A 23,440-nucleotide genomic window follows, 5' to 3' on the forward strand; every position below is an offset into this window, starting at 1 on the left:
CGAGGAGAGGTGCCCGGAGCGGCTGATCGGGGACCAGGGCAGCAGCCCAGAGTCGGACCCTAGCGGTCCACGCAGGTTCGAATCCTGCCCTCTCCGCCACACACCGCACACCTCACAGGCTGCGGGCGGTGATGTCGCCGCTGGAGGTCGTGGCGCGGATGTCGAGGCCGGTGGTGCCGTCGTTCTTCAGGGCGTTGCTGATCCGGCCGTGACTCGTGCCGGCGTCCAGGGTTGCCGAGACGCCCGCGGCGGCGCCGACCGTGATGTCACCGGACTGGGTGCGCAGTTCGACCGTGCCGCGCACCGCCTCGGTGATCCGGATGTCACCCCTCGCGGTGGTGATCTGCGAGGGGCCGCCCAGGCGGCCGATCTCGATGTCGCCGTCGGTCGCGGTCAGACGGACACTTCCCGCCTCGTCCAGCTTGATGTGGTGGTAAGCGCCCTCGAAGGCGATGTCGCCGAGGCGGCCGACACCACGAAGCTCGCAGGCGGCGGTCTTCGCGTCGACACGGGAGCCGGCCGGCAGCTTCACCGTCACCTCCACCGAGCCCGAGGGGCCGAACAGTTGGTTCTTCGCTTCGGCGGCCTCGATCCGCAGGACACCGTCGGCGAACTCGACCCGCGTCTCCTTCGCGGCCTGGACATCGCGGCTCTTCGAGGGGTTCGCGGGCAGAACCTCGACCGTGGTGTCCGTACGGTCCGCCGCGACGAACTGCACACGTCCCGCGGGGACGGCCAGGACCACAGAGACCGGGGCGGGCGACTCGAACTTCTGCATCATGCACTCCCTTGTACTCACGTGTACTCACGCTTGCGGTCGGTGTTTCCGACAACGCAAACGCTACGTTGCTTTCCAATAGTGGGCAACAGAAGAATTGCCATAGGAGGGCATTCATGCAGGTCACATGGGCGAAATCGTTGCAACACCCTCCCGTCAAACGCAACAACCTCACCTCCAGCCGTTGCAATGAACTGAACATGAACGCTATGATGGGGCAGTAAGGAAAACCGAGAGGCGTGAAGGGGGTCGTGATGCCCGGAGGCAGGCTCACGCAGCAGGAGCGGCAGCAGATCGCGGTGGGACTGGCGGACGGGCTCGCGTATGCCGAGATCGGGCGCCGGCTGGAGCGGCCGACCTCCACGATCACGCGTGAGGTGATGCGCAACGGCGGGCCCACCGCGTATCGCGCCGATCTGGCCCAGCGTGCCACCCAGCAGCGCACACACCGGCGCAAGCAGGTCGCGTCCCAGGGGGCGCAGGCGCTTCCGCAGGCCTACGGGCGCGATGCCGAGGCCGTGCGTGAGTACCAGGAGACGCTCACCACCGTTTTCATGACGTCGGGACTGCCCAAGATGATGGCCCGGGTACTGGGCTGCCTCTACACCACCGACGACGGCAGGCTCACCGCCTCCGAGCTCGCCCAGCGGCTCCAGGTCAGCCCGGCGTCCGTCTCCAAGGCCATCGCGTTCCTCGAGGGCTTGGCCCTGGTGCGCCGGGAGCGCGACGAGCGGCGTCGTGAGCGGTATGTCGTCGATGACGATCTCTGGTATCAGTCGATGATCCGCAGTGCTCGGGCCAACGACCAGTTCATCGAGACCGCGCGGCTGGGCGTCGGCGTCCTCGGCCGTGGCACGCCGGCCGCCAACCGTCTGGAGAACTCCGCCCGCTTTCTGGACTTCGTGGGCGAAGCGCTCATCCGCGCCGCGGAGCAGGGGCGCGAAGTCCTCTACACCAGAACCGAAATGTAACGAGAGATACAGCGAGAGATACATCCAAAGAGGCATCGAAGAATTCTTTTGTTGCCTCGGTGTGTCCGACCGGAACACCTCGCACTGTCTTCCTCATGTGTTCGACTACCGTCTGAATTGACCTCGTACAAGACAGTTCTTGCGGCAGCAGCAAAGAGGAGCGACTTTTATGAATGAACCCGTGGTCGTCGTCGGTGCCGGCCCTGTCGGTCTCGTCCTCGCGTGCGAGCTGCTGCAGCAGGACGTTCCCGTGCGGATCCTGGATTCCTCGCGTGGTCACTCGGCGCACTCACGCGCCACGGTGATCTGGCCCCGGCTCCTGGAGCTGTTGCAGCGCATAGGCGTCAGCGATGTCCTGGCGGAGGAGGGGCAGCACATTCAAGGTGTCACCTACTCCTCCAATCAAATGCCGTTGGGGACTGCGTGGCTCAATCGGCTCGATTCCACTCCGTATCCCTTCGCCGTCGGAATTCCGCAGACCCGTACCGAGGACATTCTGGAGCGCCGTCTTCACGAACTCGGCGGGAAGGTCGAGCGTGGATGCACTCTCACGGAGATCGACACCTCGGGTCGTCTGCCTGTCGGGCGGTTCGTGGGGTCGGACGGCAGTACCGAGGACATCACGGCGTCCTATCTGGTGGGGGCGGACGGGGCGCACAGCACGGTTCGGAAGCTCCTCGACATACCGTTCGACGGTGATCAGCTCTCCGTGTGCTTCGCCATCACCGACGCGGAGGTGTCCGGCAACATCGCATCGGACCTGGTCAGTTACTGCTACACCCCGCAGGGGAGCCTGGCTCTGGGGCCGCTGGAGGCGCATGTGCAGCGCATCGCGGTGAGTGTGCCGCCGGGCACCCAGGGCGAGTCCCCCGAGCGTGAGTTCTTCCAGCGCATCGTGGCCGAGCGGGGTCCTGGCGGTATCGAGTTGGGCGAGCTGCGCTTCAGCACGACGTTCCATGTCAACATTCGGACTGCGGCGCATTTCCAGTCCGGCCGTTGTTTTCTGGTCGGGGATGCCGCGCACATCATGAGCCCGGCCGGCGCGCAGGGGATGAACACCGGGCTGCAGGACGCGGTGAACCTCGGCTGGAAGCTCGCGGCAGTGGCGCGGGGGCAGTTGGCGGAGTCCGGGCTGCGCAGCTACGACGTCGAACGGCATGCCGCCGCCCACGCCGTCACGCGTTCCACCTCGCTCCAGACCCGGTGGGGTTTCCTACGGCATCCCGCGCAGATCGCGCTGCGTGACGGCATCGTGCGTGGTGCCGACCGCGTGGGTGTCCTGCAGCGACGTCTGGCACCCAAGATCGGGCAGTTGGACGCGACGTACAACCCCGTCCCCGTCAGCCGCGGCGAAGTCCGGCCGGGCGACCGGGTGCCGGTCGTGCTCGGCGAGCGACACCAGCTGGGCGGCCGGTGGGCCGGGGTGTCGCGTGATCGCTGGACGGTTCTGATGCACGCCGGCCGGCGCCGTCCTGACACCTGGCACCGGACCAAGGCCGCGGTGTGCGCGGCGGTCGGTGACCTGGCCGAGGTCCTGGACGCGCCGAGCCAGTCGCACGGCCCTCTTGTCGACGCCCTCGGCACTCGTCCCGTCGTCGCTGTGGTCCGTCCGGACGGGCATTTGTACCGGAAGCTGGGTGCCGACGCCCCGGAGGCGGTCGCGGAGGCGGTGCGGCAGGCACGGGTCGATCCGTCGCCGACACCGAAGCCGTAGCCGTAGACGTAGAGGTAGACGTAGCAGTCTCGCGAGCGGTGGATGGTCATCGTCGAGTACGGGCGGCAGGTTGATGTCCGAGCCGTGGCCCATCCGGCCGTGCCAGTCGCTGCGGCACGGTGCTCCGCGTACCGCTCGAACACCACCGCTCGCAGGCTCTCACCCTCCCTGCCGCTCCGGCATTCACATCAGCTGCCAACTGTGCATGGCCTGTGAACCTCCCTGATAAGGTCACCGCGACCACACAACCGGAAGATCTAATTCCGGAAGTTTCTGCATTCCTGTGCGCGCTGCCGCACCAGGGGGGAATCCACATGAACGCGAGGAAACTCGCCCTGCTCGCGGTCGGTGGCGGCCTGCTCGCCGGCCTGCTGAACGCGCCCGCCGCCGAGGCGGCGGCCACGGCCCCGGTGGCCTTCACCGGCCAGGCGGACACCAGCACTCCGCTCGACCGTGCCCAGTTCACGCTGCGGGCCGACCTGCCCGCTACCGAGACCGCCGGCCTGGCCGACGGCGACCAGGTCCCGATGCTGACGCTGCCGGCCTCGTCCGTCACCACCAGCGGCAACTCCTTCACCGTGGCGGTCGACCCGGCGGACGTGCCCGCCCGGTACGTCGGCTCCAACGGTCTGGTCTCACTGGACCTGGAGATCTACGACCCCGTCACCGACACCTACGCCTGGACCACCCAGTCCGTGCGGCTGACCGAGCAGCAGTCCGTCGCCCGTTCCACGGGCGGCCGCGTCTGGGCCGACCCGCTTGCCGCCGGCCGCGCCTTCGGCGCCCGAGCCGCTGTCTCCCGTACGCCCCAGGTCGCGGTCCATCTGGGCAAGGCACCCAAGGGCCTGAAGAAGTACCAGGCCCTGAAGAAGAAGCGCGGCGTGCTGCCGCAGGCCGACACCTGCAGGACCACCAAGGTCGGCCAGAGCGACGCCTGGGCCACTATCGGCGAGGGTTATCCGGCCGCACCGGGCTTCGGCAAGACCCGCGGCCAGGGCTGGATGACCCACAGCAACGGCTCCGAGATCACCTACGGCGCGGCGTTGTCCACGGAAGGCACCAAGTGGTCTGCCTCGGGCAGCTCCTCGGTCGCCAACACCAAGGGCTTCTCCTTCGAGTGGGCGCCCGACTCATACCCGACGATCTCGTACCGCACGGAAGTCCGTTACTACAAGTACGCGTACGACTGCGGTGGCGTGATCATCAACCGGACGCTGAAGGCCGTCTCGGAGACCGGCGGGGTGAAGACCATACACACCGACTCCAATCCGCCGTACTGGCTCTCGCGTGCCAAGTGCACCTTTGACATGCCGGCCGGCACCTGGACCAAGACCACCGGCAGCGCCTACAACAACTCCGGTGGCGTGAAGATCAGTTCGGTGATCGGCATCGAGCTGAGCACGGCCCGCAACTACACCAAGGGCTCCACGCTCAGCTACAAGATGGACGCCGGCCACGACTCGCTGTGCGGCAACACCGACAAGCCGAACTACGCGTCCAAGGTGCAGCAGTACTACAACCGCATCCAAGAGGAACTGTGACCCGCCGGTCCCGTCGGCTCCCTACCGCTGCGGCCGCCACCCTGCTGGCGGCCGCAGCGGCCCTCGCCCTGCTGGCCGGGTGCCAGGGCGGGAAGAGCCGTACCGAGCACATCAGCGGCGAGGGCCCGCTCCAGTCGCACACCGCCGCCGGGGTGACCTCGGTGTACGCGCCGAAGTCGGTCCCCTGGGCCGTCACCTTCGGCAGCTTCGTGCTCTGCACCACCAACGGGGAGCCCATCACCCTCGACGGCGTCCGCTACCGCGCTCCCGTCGCCCCCGAGAAGGTCTCGGCCCAGCTACGGACGGTGACCCCGGCGCTGCAGCGCGAGACCGTCGACGCCGGCCAGATCGGCGCCGCGCTGGGCCGCCCGCACCACTTCCTGAACCGTAAGGCACCGGGCCGCTACGAAGCCTTCCGTCCCGGCCGCCGGATCACCCAGAACTGCGCCGAACAGGACCGGGAGGGCACCGGCTTCACCGAGCTGGTCTTCGTCCTGGACATCGGTGCGCAAGGCGGCCTGGTCGACCGGGCGTGGATCGACTATCACGCGGGCGGCACGGCGTACACCCTCCGGCTGGAGTGGAAGATGGTCGCCTGCGGCGGCCGCGTACCCCGCACGGTCGACGGAACCGAGGTGTGCGGGGGACGGCAGGGCGTCTGAAAGCCGGACTGAACCGGACCGTCCTCGACGTCGCACGCTACCGCTACAGAGCGTCACACAGTGCATGGTCGATCAGGGAGCCGGCCGCGTTCTCCTGGCTCAGTATGTGCTCCGGGGCGTCGCCGCGTGCCTCGGACATGGAGACCACGGCGCTTTGCCTGCCGTCGTCGGTGACGCCGTTGAGAGTGATGTAGCCGCCGTCCCCGCCCTCGTGGCTCCAGTAGGTTCCTCCGCAGCTCAGGGGGCGTTTGACGAGGCCGAGCCCGTATCGGCCGCCGGGCCACAGCCGTTGGACCTCCGCGCTCACGGGGACCGTCTGCTTCATCTCTGCCAGCTGCCGGGGCGGTAGCAGGCGGCCCGCGAGCAGCGCGCGGAGGAAGACGTTCTCGTCCCGAGTGGTCGTGACCCACGAAAGGCTCTCGTGGTCCACCGGTATCTGGTCGGTGACGTCCACCCGGGAGCCGGGGCCGAAGAGCTGGTAGGCCTGGGCGTGCGGCCGGGGCAGGGTGGCCGAGGTGCCCGTCCACCGGGTGTGGTCGAGGCCGAGTGGGCGCAGAACGCGGTCTCCGATCTGCTGGTGGACGGGTTGACCGGTGGCCTTTTGGATGATCATGCCGAGCACGACGTAGCCGGTGTTGGAGTACGCCCAGCCCTTGCCGGGCGGGAAGTCCGGCGCGTGGGCCATGGCACGGGCAACCAGTTGTCCGGGGCCGTAGACGTTGTGGCGCTGCTGGTAGTACTCCTTGGGCGTGGTGTATCCGGGCAGGCCGTCGGGGATGCCGCTGGTGTGCTGGAGCAGTTGGCGGATGGTGACCCGGCTGCCGTCGTTGCCCTTGCCGCGCACCACTCCTGGCAGCCAGTGGTCGACCGTGTCGTCCAGGGACAGCCCGCCCTCTGCCTCCAGTTGGAGGACCACGGTGGCGACCAGCGTCTTGGACGTGCTGGCCATGCGGAAGTAGCCGTTGGACGGGACCGGGCGGCCGGTGCCCAGGGCGGCGGTGCCGCTGGTGGCGACCGACTGCCGACCGTCAGGCGCGATCACGCGGGCCTGCACACCGCTGATACCGAGGGCGTGGATCGCCTCGGCGTCCTGGCGCAACCGCGCCGCGGGAGAGGACCCCGCGGGCTTGGCGTGGGTGGTGGCCGCGCAGGCGGTGAGCAGCATGGCGACACCGAGTGCCATGGCAAGGGGCTTTCGCAGAGGCGAACTCATGACTGAACGCTAGGTTCGGCCCCCAACGGGGTGCGATCCGGCGAACCCCAGGATCGGAGTGGGGACATCCCGCCCGGCGCGGGGGGCTCAGAAACACCCTCGCAGGGCGTGGGGGGCTATCGGATGTGCAGGTGGTCGAGGTACGAGCGGACGTTGCGCCGGGTCTCGGGCACGCTGTCGCCGCCGAACTTCTCCGTCACCGCGTCCGCCAGGACGAGCGCGACCATGGCCTCGGCCACGATGCCGGCCGCCGGCACCGCGCACACGTCCGAGCGCTGGTGGTGTGCCGTGGCCGGCTCGCCGGTGGACACATCGACGGTGGCCAGGGCGCGGGGGACGGTGGCGATCGGTTTCATCGCTGCGCGTACGCGCAGCGGTTCGCCGGTGGTCAGGCCGCCCTCGGTGCCGCCGGAGCGGCCGGAGGCACGCCTGATGCCGTCGCCGGTGGTGAGGATCTCGTCGTGGGCCCGGGAGCCGGGGACGCGGGCGAGGTCGAAGCCGTCGCCGACCTCCACCCCCTTGATCGCCTGGATGCCCATGAGCGCGGCCGCCAGCCGGGCGTCCAGGCGGCGGTCCCAGTGCACGTGCGAGCCCAGTCCGACCGGCACGCCGTAGGCGAGCACCTCGACCACGCCGCCGAGCGTGTCGCCGTTCTCGTGGGCCTGGTCGATCTGCGCGACCATCGCCTTCGACGCGTCCGGGTCCAGGCAGCGCACCGGGTCGGCGTCCAGCCGCCCCTCGTCGGCGGGGGTCGGGCGGATGCCGTACGGGGCCTTGGCGGCGGCCAGTTCGACGACGTGCGAGACGATCTCGATGCCGGCCGTCTCCGTCAGGTAGGAGCGGGCGACCGCGCCCAGGGCGACCCGGGCCGCCGTCTCCCGCGCGGAGGCGCGCTCCAGGACGGGGCGCGCCTCGTCGAAGCCGTACTTCTGCATGCCCGCCAGATCGGCGTGGCCCGGGCGCGGCCGGGTCAGCGGGGCGTTGCGGGCCAGGCCCTTCAGCGTGTGCGGATCCACCGGGTCGGCCGCCATCACCTGCTCCCACTTCGGCCACTCGGTGTTGCCCACCATGATCGAGACCGGTGAGCCCAGTGTCAGGCCGTGCCGGACACCGCCGAGGAACGTGACCTGGTCACGCTCGAACTTCATCCGCGCCCCGCGGCCATGGCCGAGCCGGCGCCGGGCCAGCTGGTCCGTCACCAGTGCCGTCGTCACCGGGACGCCGGCCGGGAGTCCTTCCAGTGTCGCCACCAGTGCGGGGCCGTGCGACTCCCCCGCGGTCAGCCAGCGCAGTCTGCTCAACATGCTTGTCTCCAGGGTGAGTTGGGGCGGGCGGTCATAGCACCGCGTGGTGCGGAGGACGGTGTCCTTCGCACCACGCGGGTGTCGGTGTTCCGGGGTCAGCGGCGGGTGCGCAGGCCGGTGTAGGAGAGGACCGCGCCGACCAGGACGATCGACGCGTTGACCAGCAGGGCCAGGTGGATGCCTTCCAGGGCGGAGCCCGTCGCGGCGGTCCGCGCCGTGGCGATGGAGCTGAGGACCGGGATGCCCAGCGTGGCGCCGACCTGCTGGGTCATCGAGGCGAGGCCGCTGGCCAGGCCCTGTTCGCTGTCGGACAGCCCGGACGTGGCCGTGACCATGTAGGCGACGATGACGGAGACATGCCCGACGCCGCTGGCCATGGTGGCGGCCAGCAGAAGGGCGAGGGCGGAGCCGCCGCCGTTGCCGACGAGGAACAGTGCGCCGGTGGCCACGGCCTGGACCAGCAGGCCCGCCCCGAGGAGGGTGCGGTTGCCGAAGCGGCCGAGCAGGCGCGGGGCGAGCAGGCCGCCCGTGAACGCGGCGGCACCGAATCCGCAGAACGTCAGACCGGTCTGGAGCGGGGTGTAGCCGAAGACGTCCTGCAGGTAGAGCGTGAGCAGGAAGATCGCCGAGCTCTGCATGGTGAACGTGATCAGGCCGCCGAAGTTGCCCCACTTGACGGTCTGCCGGGTCAGCACCCGGACCGAGGCCAGCGGGGCCTTGGCGCGCAGCTCGATGAACCAGAAGGCGCCGAGCAGGACGACGGCGGCGGCGAGGGTGATCAGGGTGACGGGGGCCGCCCAGCCGTCCTGGCCGCCGGCGGTGACGCCGTAGACGAGGGCGAGCAGGCCGCCGGTGACAGTGATCGCGCCGGGGATGTCGAGCTTGGTGCGCTCGCCGCGGCTTTCGCTGATGACGCCGGGGGCGGCGAACAGGATGGCGACGGCCACGGGGACGTTGATGAAGAAGGCCCAGCGCCAGCTGAGCAGGTCGGTCAGGATACCGCCGAAGATCGCGCCGACGGTGAAACCGGCCGACAGCAGGGTGCCGTTGAGGGCGAGGGCCTTGTCACGCAGTGGCCCTTCGGGCAGCGACGTGGTGAGCAGCGACAGTGCCGCGGGGGTGGCGAGGGCGCAGGCCAGGCCCTGGGCGACACGGCCGACGAGCAGTATGGCGGGGGTGGTGGCGAGGCCGCCGACGAGGGAGCCCGCGGCGAGCAGCGCCATGCCGATCAGCAGCATCTTGCGGCGGCCGGCCATGTCGGCGAAGCGGCCGAAGAGCAGCGCGAACCCGGCCGACGGCAGCATCATCGCGGTGGAGATCCACTGCAGGTTGGACAGGGAGAAGCCGAGGCCGTGTCCGATGTCCGGCAGGGCCACGTTCAGGATGGAGAAGTCGACGGCCAGCATGAACTGGGAGCCGAGCAGAAGCGTGAGCACCAGGCGCTGACGCGAGGTCATGCGGGGCGTCGGCGGGGCGGCCGGCGCGTCGATGACGGCGGTTGCCATGACGGTCCAATCGTGAGGCGCTTGTGGGCGGGGCCGTTGGGGGGGTCGGGGGTGGTAGCTGCGGTGGGGGCGGGCACGGCGGTGGCGCCGGTCAACAGGACGCGGAGGGCGGCGGCGGTCTCGAAGCTGATGTCGTCGGGAGCGCGGCCAGGAGTGGGGGAGTTCCGGGCATGGGCTGGCTCGCTCCTGTGGTGTCCACGTGTGGTGTGCGTTGGTGTCCGCGCCGCCGTGCGTCTGGCCGTCCCGTGAGGCTCCGGGGTGTGGTCCGGGGCCCGGTGGGATCGACCGACGGGTGGGCGGGCGGACGGGATGCGCGCGGTCCCGGCCGGTGTCTTCGACGGTACGGAGCGTGGTGCGCGGTACTCAAGGAAGGTGCTACCGAGGTGGCTCCGGGATGTGTCCTTGGAGACATCGGAGGGCCCCGAGCAGCTAGCTGCCAGGGGTTGGCGGCGGTGCGTCAGCTAGGTGCCACCGCGGTGGGGGCGGGGGGACGGGGCGCGCACAGTGGCTGGTACTTCCGCTGTGCCCCTCGGGCCGCGGTCGCGGCGGGCACGCACGGTGTGGCCGCCGCAGTTGTGCAAACGACCCGCCGACACAGAGAGGAATGCGGTGGCAGGTCGCCCACCGCGGATGCCTTCATATGAGTCTGTCCGAGCTGGCCGTGAGGTCTTCCCGTGTCCCTGATTCCCTCCCTGACTCTCTCCCTGATTCCCACCCTGACTCCCTCCCTGGTCCCCTCCCCGGTCCTCGACTTCCGATCGATTCCGTCGCGTTGACGGCCGTGTCCGGGGTGGCGCCCCCCGGTGCGGAACACAGTTGGCAGGGGCTGCCGGCGGCGCAGCAGCCACAGTGGCCCGATGCGGCGGCGCTGCGGGCGACGGTCGCCGAGCTGTCCGCGCTGCCGCCGCTGGTGCTGGCCACGGAGTGTGATCGCCTGCGTGAGCGGCTCGCCCTGGCCGCGCGGGGCGAGGCAATGGTGCTGCAGGGCGGTGACTGCGCCGAGGCGTTCCATCAGATCTCGTCGGGGCAGGTGCGGGCGAAGGTCCGTACGCTGCGGCAGATGGCCGATGTGCTGTCGGCGGGTGCCGGGGTGCCGGTGGTGACGGTGGGCCGGCTGGCGGGGCAGTATTCCAAGCCCCGTTCGCAGCCCGTGGAGGTGCGCGGGGGTGTCGCTCTGCCGTCGTATCGCGGGGATTCGGTCAACGGCCCCGCGTTCACGAAGGAGGCGCGGCGGCCGGATCCGGGGCGGCTGCACCGGATGTACGGGGTGTCGGCGGCGACGCTGAATCTGCTGCGGGCGCTGGCCGTGGAGGGTTTCGCGCCCTCGCATGAGGTGCGGGCGTGGAACAGGGAGTTCGTCGCCTCGGCGCCGGCGCGGCGACGGTTCGCCCCGCTGCTGCGCCGGGGTGTGCCGGTGGCGTCGGGCGAGGTGTTCACCAGCCATGAGGCGCTGTTGCTCGACTACGAGGGTGCGCTGGCGCGGCCGGGCGCCGACGGCGGGCTGTACGCGCTGTCGGGGCACATGGTGTGGATCGGTGAGCGGACCCGTCAACTGGACGGCGCGCACGTGGAGTTCGCGTCGCGCGTGCGTAATCCGGTGGGGGTGAAGCTGGGTCCGGGGGTCAGTGCCGATGAGGTGCTGGCGCTGGCGGACCGCATCGACCCGGACCGTGAGCCGGGCCGGCTGACGTTCATCTCGCGCATGGGCACGGAGCGGGTGCGCGATGTGCTGCCGGGCCTGGTCGACAAGGCGCGGGCGGAGGGGCTGGCGCCGGTGTGGCTGTGCGATCCGATGCACGGCAACACGTTCGCGGCGCCGAGCGGTCACAAGACACGCAGTTTCGACGCGGTCCTCGATGAGGTGGCCGGCTTCTTCGAGGTGCACCGTGCGCTGGGTACGCATGCGGGCGGGGTGCATCTGGAGCTGACCGGCGACCATGTCACGGAGTGCGTGGGTGGCCTGGAGGGGGTGGGCCACGAGCAGTTGCACGAGCGGTACGAGACGGCGTGCGATCCGCGTCTGAACCATGCGCAGTCGGTGGAACTGGCATTCCGTACAGCCGAGTTGCTGGCCGGCTGAGAGCACGCGAAGGCGCCCCGGGGAGTGTCCCCGGGGCGCCTTTCGTGGTGCGTGCGGTCCTTTCGGTCTCAGCCCTGTGCGGAGAACCCGGTGCGCCAGCTGCGGTGGGTCGGCTGCCAGCCGCGCGACCGGGCGAGCGCGGCATCGGCGCCGCGCTCCCAACCGGCGCCGCCCTCGACGGGCTCGGGCACCGGTGCCTTCAGGGCGTCCGCGAGGACGGGGACCCACACGCGGGCGGCGGCCGGTTCGTCGTCGACGATGTTGACGGGGCCGGCCGGCCAGGCGAGCGCGGCGACGGCGGCGCGGGCCGCGTCGTCGACGTGGACGAACGAGGAGACGCCGGCGTTCGCGGGCAGGGTGCCGGCAGCGAGCTTGTCGGCCATGAGGCCGCCGGGGGCGAACCAGGTGCCGGGGCCGTACAGGGTGCCGTAGCGCAGGATGACGTGGTGGGGCAGTTCGGCGACGGCGTCCTCCAGGGCGCGGATGCCGCCGATGGTGGTGGCGCGGGGCGCGGGGGCGTCGAGGTCGAGCGGGTGGTGTTCGCGGGCGGGTTCGGTGCCCGGTGCGTAGGCCCAGGAGATGGACTGGGCGACGATGCGGGTGACGCCGGCGCGCTTGGCGGCGTCGACGAGGTTGCGGGTGCCCTCGACGCGGATGCGGGCGTTGTCGGCGGGGTTGCCCGCGGCGAGCGAGGTGAGCTGGTGCATCACCACGTCGGGGGCGGCCTCGGCGACGGCGGCGGTGACGGCTTCGGCGTCGAAGACGTCCAGTTGCCGGGCGTCGGCGCCCAGGGCGCGCAGGGTGTCCAGGCCGCCCGGGGTGCGGGTGGCGCCGATGACATCGTGCCCGGCTTCGATCAGGAGCGGGACGAGCCGACGGCCGATGGCGCCGGTGGCTCCGGCAACGAAGATACGCATGGGTTCACTTCCTGTGATGGTGCTGGTGGTGCGGGATGGAGGGTGGGGTGGAGGGTGGGGTGGTTCAGGCGGGGGGCGTCTCCTGTCCGGTGGGGCTGCGGTGGCGGTCGGTCAGCCACAACAGCAGGGCGAGGATGGTGAGTGTTCCGCCGGTGGCGCACACCCCGGCCCATCCCGCGGCGGTGTAGAGGGCGACACCGAGCGCGCCGCCGAGGGAGCCGCCGAGGAAGTAGGCGGTCATGTAGGCGCTGGTGACGCGGGAGCGGATGTGCGCCGGATAGCCGTACATACGGGCCTGGTTGAGGACGTGGACGCCCTGGACGCCGATGTCGAGGACGAGGATGCCGGCGATCAGCAGGGCGAGGCTGCCGGTGCCGCCGGCGGACAGGGCCCAGGCGGCGCCGATGACCAGGAGCAGGACGCCGGTGGCGGCGTGGGCCGCGCCGCGGTCCTCCAGGCGGCCGGCGGGCTGGGCGCAGCCGGCGCCGGCCGCGCCGAGCAGCCCGAACAGGCCGATGACGGCGGCGGAGTAGTGGTAGGGAGCGCCGCTGAGCATGAACGGCAGGGCGGTCCACAGCAGTTGGAAGCAGCAGAAGCCGATGGCGCCGATGGCCATGCGGCGGCGCAGGAACGGTTCGTTCCTGACCAGGGTGGCGACGGAGGCGAGGAGCTTCGGGTAGCCGGCGCCGCGGCCCGCGGGCAGGTCGGGCAGGTTGAGCCGCAGGGCGAGGGTGAGGACGGCGATGGCGAGGGCGGCGATGCCGTAGACCCAGCGCCAGCCGATGGCCTCGTCGATGGCGCCGGCGACGGTGCGGGCGAGCAGGATGCCGAGGAGGAGTCCGGTCATCAGGGTGCCGACGACGCCGCCGCGCTGGTCGTCGCGGGCCAGGGTGGCGGCCGCGGGGATGAGGATGTTGATGGCACAGCCGGAGATGCCGGCGACGGTGAGCATCGCGATCAGGGTGAACGCGCCCGGGGCGAGCGCGGCGGCGAGCAGGGCGAGGGTGTCGATGCTCAGCAGGACGGTGACCAGGGTCCGGCGGGCGAGCAGGTCACCGAGCGGGACGAGGAGCACCAGGCCGACGGCGTAGCCGAGTTGGTTGAGGGTGACGGTCAGGCCGGCGGTGGAGGTGGAGATGTGCAGGGCGCGGGTGAAGTCGGGCAGCAGGGGCTGGGCGTAGTAGTTGTTGGCGACGATGAGTCCGCAGGCCACGGCGAGCAGCAGCACCAGGGGCCGGGATATGCCGGCGCCGGGGGCGGCTGTGGTGGCGTGCCGCTGGGACGGTGTGCCGGGGATCTGGTCGAGTGTCATGCTGTCGGGCACCTCGTTGGTGTCGGGCGCGTGGTGGTCGCTCCGGCGCTCTCAGACGACGTCGAAGTCGACGGTCAGCTCCTCGCTGGCGGGGACGGACTGGCAGGTCAGTACGTAATGGTCGGCGCGTTCGGCGTCGGTGAGCGTGCGGTTCCTCGCCATGTCGGCGCGGCCGGTGACGACGCGGGCGCGGCAGGTGGCGCAGACGCCGGTGCGGCAGGAGAAGGGCAGTTCGGGCCGGGCGGTGAGCGCGGCGTCCAGCACGGTGGTGCCGGCCGGGGCGGTGACGGTGGTGTCGCGGCCGTCGAGGCGGACGGTGATGCGGTGGCCGCTCGCGCCCGCCGCGGCGGGGGCGGGCGGCGGGGTGCGAGCGGGGGCGGCGGACAGGAACGGTTCGGTGCGGATGCGGTCCGGGGCGACACCGAGCGCGGTGAGCGCCTCCTCGCCGGTGTCGACGAGGCCGGGCGGGCCGCACACGAACCATTCGTCGACCGCCGCCACGGCGAGCAGACCGGGCAGCAGCCGGTGCAGCGCGGCCGGGGTGAGCCGGCCGGAGGCGGGCCCGACCTGCTGGCTCTCGCGGGAGAAGACGTGCACGGGCTGCAGCCGGTGTCCGTGGCGGTCCTTCAGGTCGGCGAGGTCCTCGGTGAACATGGCGGAGGCCGCGGTGCGGTTGCCGTAGACGAGGGTGAAGGTGGAGTGCGGCTCGGTGGCGAGCACCGCCCGGGCGAGCGCGAGGACCGGTGTGATGCCGGATCCGGCGGCGACGGCCGCGTAGCGGCGGGTGCGCGCGGGGTCGGGGGCGGTGGTGAAGCGGCCCTGCGGGGTGAGGGCGTGCAGGGTGTCGCCGGCGGCGAGGCGCTGGGTGACGTACGGGGAGAAGGTGCCGCCGTCGACGGCGCGTACGCCGATCCGCAGCTCGCCGCGCTCGGCGAGGTCGTGCGGGGTGGAGCACAGCGAGTAGGAGCGGCGGATGTCGTCGCCGAGGGCGGCGGAGCGCACCGTGAGGTACTGGCCGGGCCGGAACACGAAGGCGGCGCGCAGGGCGTCGGGCACGGTGAGGGTTATGGCGATGGCGCTGCCGTCGGCGGCGGCCGGTTCCACGGCGGTGACGGTCAGGGGGTGGAAGCGGGTGCGCGAGGTGGCGCCGGAGGCGGTCGCCCGGCCCCCGGGCGCCTTCCCCGGGGCCGTCGACTGGGCCGTCATCAGTGCTCCTTGAAGTGGTCGAACGGTTCGCCGCAGCTCTCGCAGCGCCACAGGGACTTGCAGGCGGTGGAGCCGAAGCGGGCCAGTCGCTCGGCCCTGCCACCGCAGCGCGGGCAGGCGGGGGCGGGCGGTGTGCCGGTCACGGCCAGCGGCAGCAGGCGGGTGCCGGCGGGGGCGGCGCCGACCGGTTCGGGCAGGTCGCCGGACGATTCGGGCAGGTCGCCGGGTGGTGCGATGCCGGCCGCGGCCAGTTTGGCGCGGGCCTCCTCGCCGATCCAGCGGGTGGTCCAGGCGGGACTCCACACCGTGTCGACGCGTACGTCGGGCGCGCCGGCGCGGCGGGCGGCGGCGCGGATGTCCGCGCGGATGGTGTCCATGGCGGGGCAGCCGACGTAGGTGGGGGTGATGGTGACGGCCGTGCTGCCGTCGCCGTCGACCGACACCTCGCGCAGGATGCCGAGTTCGGCGATGGTCACCACGCGGATCTCCGGGTCGGGTACGGCGGCGACGGCGGCGCGTATCCGCTCGGCGGTCACCATCGGGCCCCCGGGTGGGCGCGGTGCAGGCCCTGCATCTCCAGGACGAGCGGCCCGAACGCCTCGGTGTGCAGGCCGTGGCGTCCGCCGCCGGGCGCCCAGCCGTCCTCGGGGACGGGCAGGGTGGCCTCGGTGAGGACGGTCGTGATCCGCTCGCGCCAGGGGGCGCGCAGGCCGGCCGGGTCGACACCGGTGCCGTCGGTGGCGGCGCGGGCGAACACCTCGTCGGAGACGAACAGTTCGTGGGTGTAGGGCCACAGGTCGCGGGTGGCGCGCCGCATCCGCCGGTGGGACTCCTCGGTGCCGTCGCCGAGCCGCACCGTCCAGGCGGCGGCGTGGTCGACGTGGTAGGCGGTCTCCTTGGCGGACTTGACGGCGATCGCGGCGAGGACGGGGTCGGTGCTCGCGGTGAGCCGCCGGTAGAGCAGGTCCTGGTAGACGCCGAAGAAGAGCAGCCGGGTGACGGCGTCGGCGAAGTCGGTGTCGGCGAGTTCGACGAGTTGGACGTTGGTGAAGGCGCGGTCGTCGCGCAGGAACGCGAGGGTGTCCTCGTCGCGGCCGCGGCCCTCGACGCGTCCGGCGTGGCCGAGCAGGGCGCGGGCCTGGCCGAGCAGGTCGAGTGCGATGTTGGCCAGCGCGACGTCCTCTTCGAGCTGGGGGGCGCGGGTGGCCCACCAGCACAGGCGCTGGGCGGCGACGAGGGCGTCGTCGCCGAGCCGCAGCAGGTAGTCGGGCGCGGTGTGCACGGCGGTGGTCACAGGTGTTCCACTCCTTCGGGCAGGGCGAAGAAGGTGGGGTGGCGGTAGGTCTTGTCGGCGGCCGGGTCGAAGAACGGGTCGCGTTCGTCGGGGCTGGAGGCGGTGATCTGGGTGGCGGGCACCACCCACAGCGAGATGCCTTCGCCGCGCCGCGTGTACAGGTCGCGGGCGTTGCGCAGCGCCATCACCTCGTCGGGGGCGTGCAGGCTGCCGGCGTGCACGTGGGCGAGGCCCCGGCGGGCCCTGACGAAGACCTCCCACAGCGGCCACTGGGCGGCGTCTGCGGTGCTCATGCGGCACTCTCCTCGGTGTCGACGCCGATGTCGACGCCGATGTCGGCGCCGGTTTCGGCGGTGTCGGCGGCGGCGCGGGCGCGGCGTTTGGCGGCATGCGCGGCGGACGCCTCGCGGACCCAGGCGCCGGCCTGGTGGGCGCGGCGGCGGTGGGCGACGCGCTGCCGGCCCGCAGGTCCGTCGCCCTTGATGACCCGGCGCAGTTCGTCGTAGTCGGGTTCGGTGAAGTCGTAGTGGCCGCGTTCCTCGTTCCAGCGCAGGTCCGGGTCGGGCAGCCGTACGCCGAGTGCCTCGGCCTGGGGCACGCAGATGTCGACGAACCGTTGGCGCAGTTCGTCGTTGGTGAACCTCTTGATGCGCCAGCGCATCGACGCCTCGGTGTGCACGGAGTCACGGGTGGGCGGCCCGAACATGGCGAGGGCCGGGTACCACCAGCGGTCGATGGCGTCCTGGGCCATGGCGCGCTGGGCGTCGGTGCCGTGGGTCAGCGCCCACAGCGCGTCGAAGCCCTGCCGGTGGTGGAAGGACTCCTCCTTGCACACGCGGACCATGGCGCGGGCGTAGGGACCGTACGAGGAGCGGCACAGCGGCACCTGGTTGACGATGGCCGCGCCGTCGGTGAGCCAGGCGAGCGCGCCGGTGTCGGCCCAGGTCAGCGTCGGGTAGTTGATGAACGACAAGTATTTCTGGCGGCCCGCGTCGAGGTCGTCGAGGAACTGGGAGCGGTCCACGCCGAGGGTCTCGGCGGCGGCGTACAGATACAGGCCGTGGCCGGCCTCGTCCTGGACCTTGGCCAGCAGGATCGCCTTGCGTTTGAGGGTGGGGGCGCGGCTGATCCAGTTGGCCTCCGGCTGCATGCCGACGATCTCGGAGTTGGCGTGCTGGGCGAGCTGGCGCAGCAGGGTCGCCCGGTAGGCGTCGGGCATCCAGTCGCGCGGCTCGATCTTCTGGTCGGCGGCGATCACCGCGTCGAAGCGGGCCTGTAGTTCCTCCTCGTCGTGCGGTGCCGGCGGTGCCGGTGGTGCCGCCTCGGGCCGCCCCGGGCGCTGTGCGGCGCCCCGCTGTGCGGCCTCGATCTCCTGCACGAGTGCGTCGTGTCCGGGCGGCTCGGGCGCCGGGATGTCGTTGTCTGCCAGCTGTGCCACCAGCGCTCTCCTTGGGTCCGGGTGCCAGCACCGTAGGTCGATGGGCGGCGGGCGGCCGGACACGGGGACAGCAACCTGCCGTGCCCGCGCGCGCAGGTGTCAGCAAGGTGTCACGGCGCCGGGTGGGGGAGGGGTCCGCGACCAGAGTGGAGCGCCGTCAGGGCCGGCGAGGCGAAAGGAGCGGCACTTCCGTGACCAGCAGGTATGCCTTCTACATAGGCTTGATGTTCGAGCGGGCGGCGGCACGTCATCCGCATGCGCCGGTGGTGCTGGACACCCCGCTGCAGCTGGCGCCCGAGGACGGGACCAGACTGACGCTCCGCCAGGTGGCCCTGCATGTGCGCACGCTGTCGGCGCGGCTGAAGTCGGCGGGCGTGCGGGCCGGGGACCGGGTCGCGGTCCACAAGACCAACAACTTCGACATCGCGCTGCTCGCGGCGGCCGTACAGCGGATCGGCGCGGTGCCCGCGCTGCTGTCGCCGCGGCTGGACGGCGAGACGGTCAGCCGGCTGCTGGAGCGGCTCGGCAGGCCGTGGCTGCTGAGCGACGCGGACAAGCTGCGGGACTCCGGCATCGACCTGTCCGCGGCCCGGCGGGTGCTGCTGAGCGCCGGCGAGGAGCTGCCCGGCACCGAGCTGCTGACGCGGCACGCGGCGGCGCCGGTGCCCGCGCCGACGGTGCCCGGCCGCCGCGAGCCAGCGTTCATCTCGCACACCTCGGGCACCACCGGGCTGCCGAAGCTGGTGGTGCAGACCCCGGACGCGCTGTGGCACCGGGTGCGGCTGCAGAAGCTGGTCGCCTCGCGGATCTACGCCACCGAGTCCGTGGCGCTGTGCATGAGTTTTGTGCACGCCCGTTTCTACACGGCCGTCGAGCTGGCGGTGGCGCACGGCAATCCGCTGCTGGTGATGGTCGACGAGGACCCGGCCACGGCGGGGGCGCTGTTCGCCGAGTACCGGCCAGGCATCGTCGAGACACAGCCCAACACGTTCGTGGACTGGGAGGTGCTCGCCGGCGCGCCGGGTGCGCCGCTGGGCAACGTACGGATCTTCGCGGCGACGTTCGACGCGATGCATCCGCGGACCGTGCAGACACTGCTGGGTGCCTCGCGGCGCCGCAAGCCCCGCTTCATCCAGCTGTACGGGCAGACCGAGACCGGCCCAGTGGCCGGCCAGTCGGTCACCCTGCGCTCCGCGGCCAGGGCCGCCGGGCGCAGCGTGGGGTGGCCGCTGCCGGGGGTGATCCGGATGCGGATCACCGATGCGGCCGGGCGCCCGGTCAAGCGGGGTGTGGAGGGGCATGTCGAGGTCCGCAGCCGCACCCGCGCCGTCACGTATCTCGGGGAGGACGAGCGGTTCCGAGGCCAGCTGAACCACGGCTGGTGGCGGATGGGCGACCTGGGGCACCGGGACGCGCTGGGCCGGCTGCACCTGCTGGACCGGGAGATCGACCACATCGCGTCCGTCGGCTCCAGCCTGGAGCTGGAGGACCGGCTGATGGAGCGGCTGCCCGAGCTGCGCGAGGTCGTGATCATCGCCGGTGACGACGGGGTGGCGGTGCCGGTGGTGTGCACCCGCGACGACGAGCCGCTGCCGCGGGAGCGCTGGGAGCGGGCGACGGCGGATCTGCCCGCGCTCGCGCCGATGCGTCATCTGCCCTACGCGGCGCTGCCGCACACCGCGACGGCCAAGGTCCGCCGCCCGGAGCTGATCCGGCTGCTCGCGGAGGGCGTCCATGGCTGAGCCGGCCCTGGCGCCGGCGCACGTGCCGGTGTCCGAACTGGAGCGGCGGCTCGGCATCGAGCTGACGTCCGCGACGCCCGAGCGCGTCGAGGGCAGCATGCCGGTCGACGGCAACCGGCAGCCGTTCGGGGTGCTGCACGGCGGCGCGTCCTGTGTGCTCGCCGAGACCCTCGCCTCCGTCGGCGGCTGTCTGCACTTCGCGCCGGGCGCGGCGGCCGGCACCGAGATCAGCGCCACGCATCTGCGGCCCGCGACGGGCGGCCGGGTCACCGGTGTCGCCACCGCCGTACGGCTGGGCCGCAGCCACGCGACGTACGAGATCCGCGTCACCGACGACCAGGACCGCCTGGTCTGCGTCGCCCGCATGACGTGTGTGGCGACGCCCGGAACGTCCCCGGGCCGCTGAGAGCCCCGTCCCCACCGGCCGCCCGGGCCCACGCCCGGGGGCGGCCGCCGGAGGAGTCCATGCAGCAACACTCCCCTTCGATACCTCTACCGTCTCTGCCGTCTCTGCCGTCTCTGTCACCGCAGCCACCTCTCTCACCTCTCTCACCCACCGCGTATCCCGACACGTTCGCCCGGGACAGCCTGCCGCCGCCGGGTGAGTGGCCCGTCTTCCGTTTCGACCTTCCCGAGCTGCGCTATCCGGACCGGCTCAACTCCGCGGCCGAGCTGCTGGACCGGGCCGTCGCCGACGGCGCCGGCGGGCGGCCCTGTCTGACCGACGCCTCGGGCACCACCTGGAGCTACGCCGAGACCCTCGACCTCGCGGCCCGTATCGGCACCGTCCTGGTCCGCGACATGGGGCTCGTGCCCGGCAACCGAGTACTGCTGCGCGGCCCCAACTCGCCCTGGCTGGCGGCCTGTTGGCTGGCCGTGCTGCGGGTGGGCGGCATCGCGGTCAGCACCGTGCCGATGCTGCGCGCGGGCGAACTCGCCGATCTCGCCGAGCGGGCCCGGATCCGGCTGTCCCTGTGCGAGGAGGGGTACGCCGACGAGCTGACGGCGGCCGGCACCGGGCGGCCGGTGCTGACCTACCGGGCCGATGACGGCGGCGAACTCGGCCGCAGGGCCGCGGGTGCCGCCTGGGCCCCGGCCGCCCGGACCGCCGCCGACGACGTGGCACTGATCGCGTTCACCTCGGGCACCAGCGGCGAACCCAAGGCGACGGCCCACTTCCACCGTGATGTGCTCGCCATCGCGGACACCTTCGCACGGCATGTGCTGCACCCCCGCCCCGACGACGTGTTCGCGGGCAGTCCGCCGCTCGCGTTCACGTTCGGACTCGGCGGGCTGCTGATCTTCCCGCTGCGGGCCAGGGCACGGGCCGTGCTGCTTCAGGAGGCGGGCCCGCGCGCCCTCTTCGGCGCCGTCCGGCGGCTCGGGGTGACCGTACTGTTCACCGCGCCGACCGCCTACCGTGCCGTGCTGCCCGAGATCGGGTCGTACGACCTGGGCGGGCTGCGCCTGTGCGTGTCGGCGGGTGAGGCGCTCGGCGAGCGGACCTGGCGCGACTTCCGCGACGCGACCGGACTGGAGATCATCGACGGCATCGGCTCCACGGAGATGCTGCATGTGTTCATCGCGGCGGCCGGCGACGACATCCGGCCCGGCTCGACCGGGCGGGCGGTACCCGGCTACCGGGCCAGGATCGTCGACGACACCGGCCGGGAGCTGCCCGACGGGGTGCCGGGCCGGCTCGCCGTGCAGGGGCCGACCGGCTGCCGCTATCTCGCCGATCCGCGCCAGCGCCGCCAGGTGCAGGACGGCTGGAACCTCACCGGCGACGTCTATGTCCGCGACGCCGACGGCTACTTCTGGTACCAGGCGCGCGCCGACGACATGATCGTCTCGGCCGGCTACAACATCGCCGCGCCCGAGGTGGAGCAGGCGCTGCTGCGTCATCCGGCGGTCGCCGAGTGCGGGGTGGCGGGCGCGCCGGACGCCGAGCGCGGCACCGTCGTCAAGGCGTTCGTGCTGCCCGCGCCCGGTGTCCGTCCGAGCCCCGAACTCGCCCGCGAGCTGCAGGACTTCACCAAGCGGCAGATCGCTCCCTACAAGTACCCGCGGCAGATCGAGTTCGTGGCCGAACTGCCCTACAGCACCACCGGGAAGCTGCGCCGCGTCGCGCTGCGTCAGGCCGGTGCGCCGGCCTGAGGCCTTCACCCAGGGCCGTGACCAACCACCACACAAGGGGAGAACCATATGATCAACAGGAGGCGTCTGCTCGGCTCCGGGGCCACGGCCGCGGCGGCGGCCGTCGGTATCGCCGGGGTCGGCGCCGTCGGCGCCCAGGCCCAGGCCCGGCGGCGCACCGCCGCCGGCGCGGACGGGAAGTGGGAGCGGCTGCGCAACGCCGTGCGCGGTGACGTCGTACTGCCCGACGACGCGGCGTACGCACGCGCCCGGCAGCTGGCGTCGGCGCAGTTCGACCACATCGCCCCGCAGGGCGTGGTGTACTGCGAGACCCCGGGCGATGTGTCGGCCGCGCTCGCCTTCGCCCACCACTACGGCCTGGACAGCGCGGTGCGCAGCGGCGGGCACAGCTTCGCCGGCTGGTCGACGTCCGAGGGCGTCGTCATCGACCTGTCCCGGCTGAACCGGGTGCGGGTGACGGGGTCGACGGTGCGGGTCGGGCCGGGCGCGCAGGCCGTCGATGTGCTCGGGGCGCTCGCCCCGCTCGGCATGAGTGTGCCCGCCGGGTTCTGTCCGACGGTGTGTCCGGGCGGTTTCGTCACCGGCGGCGGCATGGGCTGGCAGTTCCGCAAGTACGGCCCGACGTCCGACCGGCTGGTGTCGGCGCAGGTCGTGCTTGCCGACGGCAGCGTAGTGACCGCCTCGCAGCGGGAGAACCCCGATCTGCTGTGGGCGCTGCGCGGCGGGGGCGGCGGCAACTTCGGCGTCGTCACCGACTTCGAACTCGCCCCCACGCACGAGCCGCACGTGGTCACCTTCGATCTGACGTGGCCGTGGCAGCAGGCCGAGCGGGTGCTGACCGCGTGGCAGGAGTGGGCGCGCACCGCGCCGGCGCATCTGGCGCCGCGGGCCGGGGTGCTGCTGAAGGACGCGGCGCCGGGTGCGGAGCCGGTGGTGCTGGTCTCCGGTGTGTCCTTCGGCGAGCGGGACGAACTGGAGACTCTGCTGGCCGACCTGTACGGTTCGATCGGCAGCCGCCCGGCCACCGAGGTGGTCGCCGACCGGGCCTACGACAAGGCGATGATGCGGCTGTTCGGCTGCGAGAACGACTCGCTGGACCAGTGCCATGTCACCGGCAGCAACCCGGAGGCGCTGCTGCCGCGCACCACATGGATCAAGCACCGCAGCCGGATGTTCGCCCGGTCCATTCCCGAGGGCGGCATCGCGGGGATGCTGGCCACCTTCGAGCGGGACCGTCGCGCGGGCCAGTACCGCTACCTGGGGGTGCTGTCGCTGGGCGGCAACGCCAACGACATGGCGCCGGGCGAGACGGCGTATGTGCACCGTGACGCCGAGTTGTTCGCGGTGTTCTCGGTGGGCCTCGGCCGGCCCGAACCGGAGAGCGAGGACCTGGCGGCGGCGCTCGCCTGGTCGGACGGGGCGTTCGCGGCGATGGACCCGTACTCCAACGGCCGTACCTATGTGAACTATCCGGATCCGGGCCTGGCCGACTGGGCCGACGCGTACTACGGCACCAATCTGCCGCGGCTGCGGCGGGTCAAGCGGGCCTACGACCCGTACGGCTTCTTCCGCTTCCCGCACGCCCTCCGCGCCTGACCTGCGCCCC

20 protein-coding genes and 1 tRNA gene are annotated in these 23,440 nt (G+C 72.0%); 10 read left to right on the forward strand and 11 right to left on the reverse strand.

Annotation, left to right across the window (positions count from 1 at the left end):
• The first annotated feature begins 3 nt into the window (after positions 1–3).
• Positions 4–99, forward strand: a tRNA-OTHER gene (locus IE277_RS37505).
• 13 nt (positions 100–112) lie between these two features.
• On the opposite strand, the gene IE277_RS37510 is transcribed toward IE277_RS37505, so the two are convergent.
• Entirely contained in the window at positions 113–778 is a 666-nt protein-coding gene (locus IE277_RS37510; protein WP_189958267.1) for a DUF4097 family beta strand repeat-containing protein, read from the reverse strand.
• Positions 779–1,032: 254 nt separating this feature from the next.
• Between IE277_RS37510 and IE277_RS37515 the strand changes: the two genes are divergently transcribed.
• From IE277_RS37515 to IE277_RS37530, 4 genes are all read left to right on the forward strand, one after another.
• Entirely contained in the window at positions 1,033–1,749 is a 717-nt protein-coding gene (locus tag IE277_RS37515; RefSeq protein ID WP_189958215.1) for a helix-turn-helix domain-containing protein, read from the forward strand.
• Between the two features lie 169 nt (positions 1,750–1,918).
• A complete protein-coding gene (locus IE277_RS37520; RefSeq protein WP_189958216.1) occupies positions 1,919–3,463 on the forward strand; it encodes an FAD-dependent monooxygenase in 1,545 nt (514 codons plus the stop codon).
• Between the two features lie 314 nt (positions 3,464–3,777).
• Positions 3,778–5,004 carry a hypothetical protein gene (locus IE277_RS37525; protein ID WP_229882247.1) on the forward strand — a complete coding sequence of 409 codons (1,227 nt, stop codon included), beginning with the start codon at positions 3,778–3,780 and terminating at the stop codon, positions 5,002–5,004.
• Complete coding sequence (locus tag IE277_RS37530; protein ID WP_189958217.1) at positions 5,001–5,666, forward strand: hypothetical protein; 666 nt, start codon at positions 5,001–5,003, stop codon at positions 5,664–5,666. The genes IE277_RS37525 and IE277_RS37530 overlap by 4 nt, the downstream gene beginning before the upstream one ends.
• 43 nt (positions 5,667–5,709) lie before the next feature.
• On the opposite strand, the gene IE277_RS37535 is transcribed toward IE277_RS37530, so the two are convergent.
• The 3 genes from IE277_RS37535 to IE277_RS37545 all read right to left on the reverse strand — a co-directional run bounded on the left by IE277_RS37535 (position 5,710) and on the right by IE277_RS37545 (position 9,688).
• Positions 5,710–6,879 (reverse strand): serine hydrolase domain-containing protein, encoded by a 1,170-nt coding sequence (locus tag IE277_RS37535; RefSeq protein ID WP_189958218.1) that lies wholly within the window; start codon positions 6,877–6,879, stop codon positions 5,710–5,712.
• Between the two features lie 116 nt (positions 6,880–6,995).
• Positions 6,996–8,180, reverse strand: coding sequence for a chorismate synthase (gene aroC / locus IE277_RS37540; protein WP_189958269.1), 1,185 nt, complete (start codon positions 8,178–8,180; stop codon positions 6,996–6,998).
• Between the two features lie 98 nt (positions 8,181–8,278).
• Complete coding sequence (locus IE277_RS37545) at positions 8,279–9,688, reverse strand: MFS transporter (RefSeq protein ID WP_229882248.1); 1,410 nt, start codon at positions 9,686–9,688, stop codon at positions 8,279–8,281.
• A 790-nt stretch (positions 9,689–10,478) separates the two neighbouring features.
• Between IE277_RS37545 and IE277_RS37550 the strand changes: the two genes are divergently transcribed.
• Positions 10,479–11,768: a 3-deoxy-7-phosphoheptulonate synthase class II gene (locus IE277_RS37550; protein WP_229882249.1), complete on the forward strand. Its 1,290-nt coding sequence runs from the start codon at positions 10,479–10,481 to the stop codon at positions 11,766–11,768.
• Between the two features lie 68 nt (positions 11,769–11,836).
• Here the strand turns inward: IE277_RS37550 and IE277_RS37555 are convergent, their stop codons facing one another.
• The 7 genes from IE277_RS37555 to paaA form a co-directional block, all read right to left on the reverse strand.
• Positions 11,837–12,685: an NAD-dependent epimerase/dehydratase family protein gene (locus IE277_RS37555; protein WP_189958220.1), complete on the reverse strand. Its 849-nt coding sequence runs from the start codon at positions 12,683–12,685 to the stop codon at positions 11,837–11,839.
• Between the two features lie 64 nt (positions 12,686–12,749).
• Entirely contained in the window at positions 12,750–13,997 is a 1,248-nt protein-coding gene (locus tag IE277_RS37560) for an MFS transporter (RefSeq protein WP_189958221.1), read from the reverse strand.
• Positions 13,998–14,048: 51 nt separating this feature from the next.
• The gene (locus tag IE277_RS37565) at positions 14,049–15,203 is read right to left on the reverse strand and encodes a 2Fe-2S iron-sulfur cluster-binding protein (RefSeq protein WP_189958222.1); all 1,155 of its coding nucleotides are present in this window, start codon (positions 15,201–15,203) and stop codon (positions 14,049–14,051) included.
• Positions 15,203–15,742, reverse strand: a complete 540-nt coding sequence (paaD, locus tag IE277_RS37570; RefSeq protein ID WP_189958223.1) for a 1,2-phenylacetyl-CoA epoxidase subunit PaaD — start codon at positions 15,740–15,742, stop codon at positions 15,203–15,205. Before paaD ends, IE277_RS37565 begins: the two co-directional genes overlap by 1 nt.
• Positions 15,736–16,497: a 1,2-phenylacetyl-CoA epoxidase subunit PaaC gene (gene paaC / locus IE277_RS37575; protein WP_229882250.1), complete on the reverse strand. Its 762-nt coding sequence runs from the start codon at positions 16,495–16,497 to the stop codon at positions 15,736–15,738. The genes paaD and paaC overlap by 7 nt, the downstream gene beginning before the upstream one ends.
• Positions 16,494–16,790, reverse strand: a complete 297-nt coding sequence (gene paaB, locus IE277_RS37580; protein WP_189958224.1) for a 1,2-phenylacetyl-CoA epoxidase subunit PaaB — start codon at positions 16,788–16,790, stop codon at positions 16,494–16,496. Before paaB ends, paaC begins: the two co-directional genes overlap by 4 nt.
• A complete protein-coding gene (gene paaA / locus IE277_RS37585; protein WP_229882256.1) occupies positions 16,787–17,755 on the reverse strand; it encodes a 1,2-phenylacetyl-CoA epoxidase subunit PaaA in 969 nt (322 codons plus the stop codon). Before paaA ends, paaB begins: the two co-directional genes overlap by 4 nt.
• 371 nt (positions 17,756–18,126) lie before the next feature.
• Between paaA and IE277_RS37590 the strand changes: the two genes are divergently transcribed.
• Genes IE277_RS37590 through IE277_RS37605 form a run of 4 tightly spaced genes read left to right on the forward strand, consistent with a single transcriptional unit; the run spans position 18,127 to position 23,430 of the window.
• Positions 18,127–19,677 carry a class I adenylate-forming enzyme family protein gene (locus IE277_RS37590; RefSeq protein ID WP_229882251.1) on the forward strand — a complete coding sequence of 517 codons (1,551 nt, stop codon included), beginning with the start codon at positions 18,127–18,129 and terminating at the stop codon, positions 19,675–19,677.
• Positions 19,670–20,083 (forward strand): PaaI family thioesterase, encoded by a 414-nt coding sequence (locus IE277_RS37595; RefSeq protein ID WP_189958225.1) that lies wholly within the window; start codon positions 19,670–19,672, stop codon positions 20,081–20,083. The genes IE277_RS37590 and IE277_RS37595 overlap by 8 nt, the downstream gene beginning before the upstream one ends.
• A gap of 59 nt (positions 20,084–20,142) precedes the next feature.
• Entirely contained in the window at positions 20,143–21,834 is a 1,692-nt protein-coding gene (locus IE277_RS37600; RefSeq protein WP_189958226.1) for an AMP-binding protein, read from the forward strand.
• 48 nt (positions 21,835–21,882) lie between these two features.
• Complete coding sequence (locus tag IE277_RS37605; RefSeq protein WP_189958227.1) at positions 21,883–23,430, forward strand: FAD-binding oxidoreductase; 1,548 nt, start codon at positions 21,883–21,885, stop codon at positions 23,428–23,430.
• Positions 23,431–23,440: the final 10 nt, after the last annotated feature.

Origin of the sequence: Streptomyces alanosinicus, assembly GCF_014650595.1 — a bacterium.
Taxonomy (GTDB): Bacteria; Actinomycetota; Actinomycetes; order Streptomycetales; family Streptomycetaceae; genus Streptomyces; species Streptomyces alanosinicus.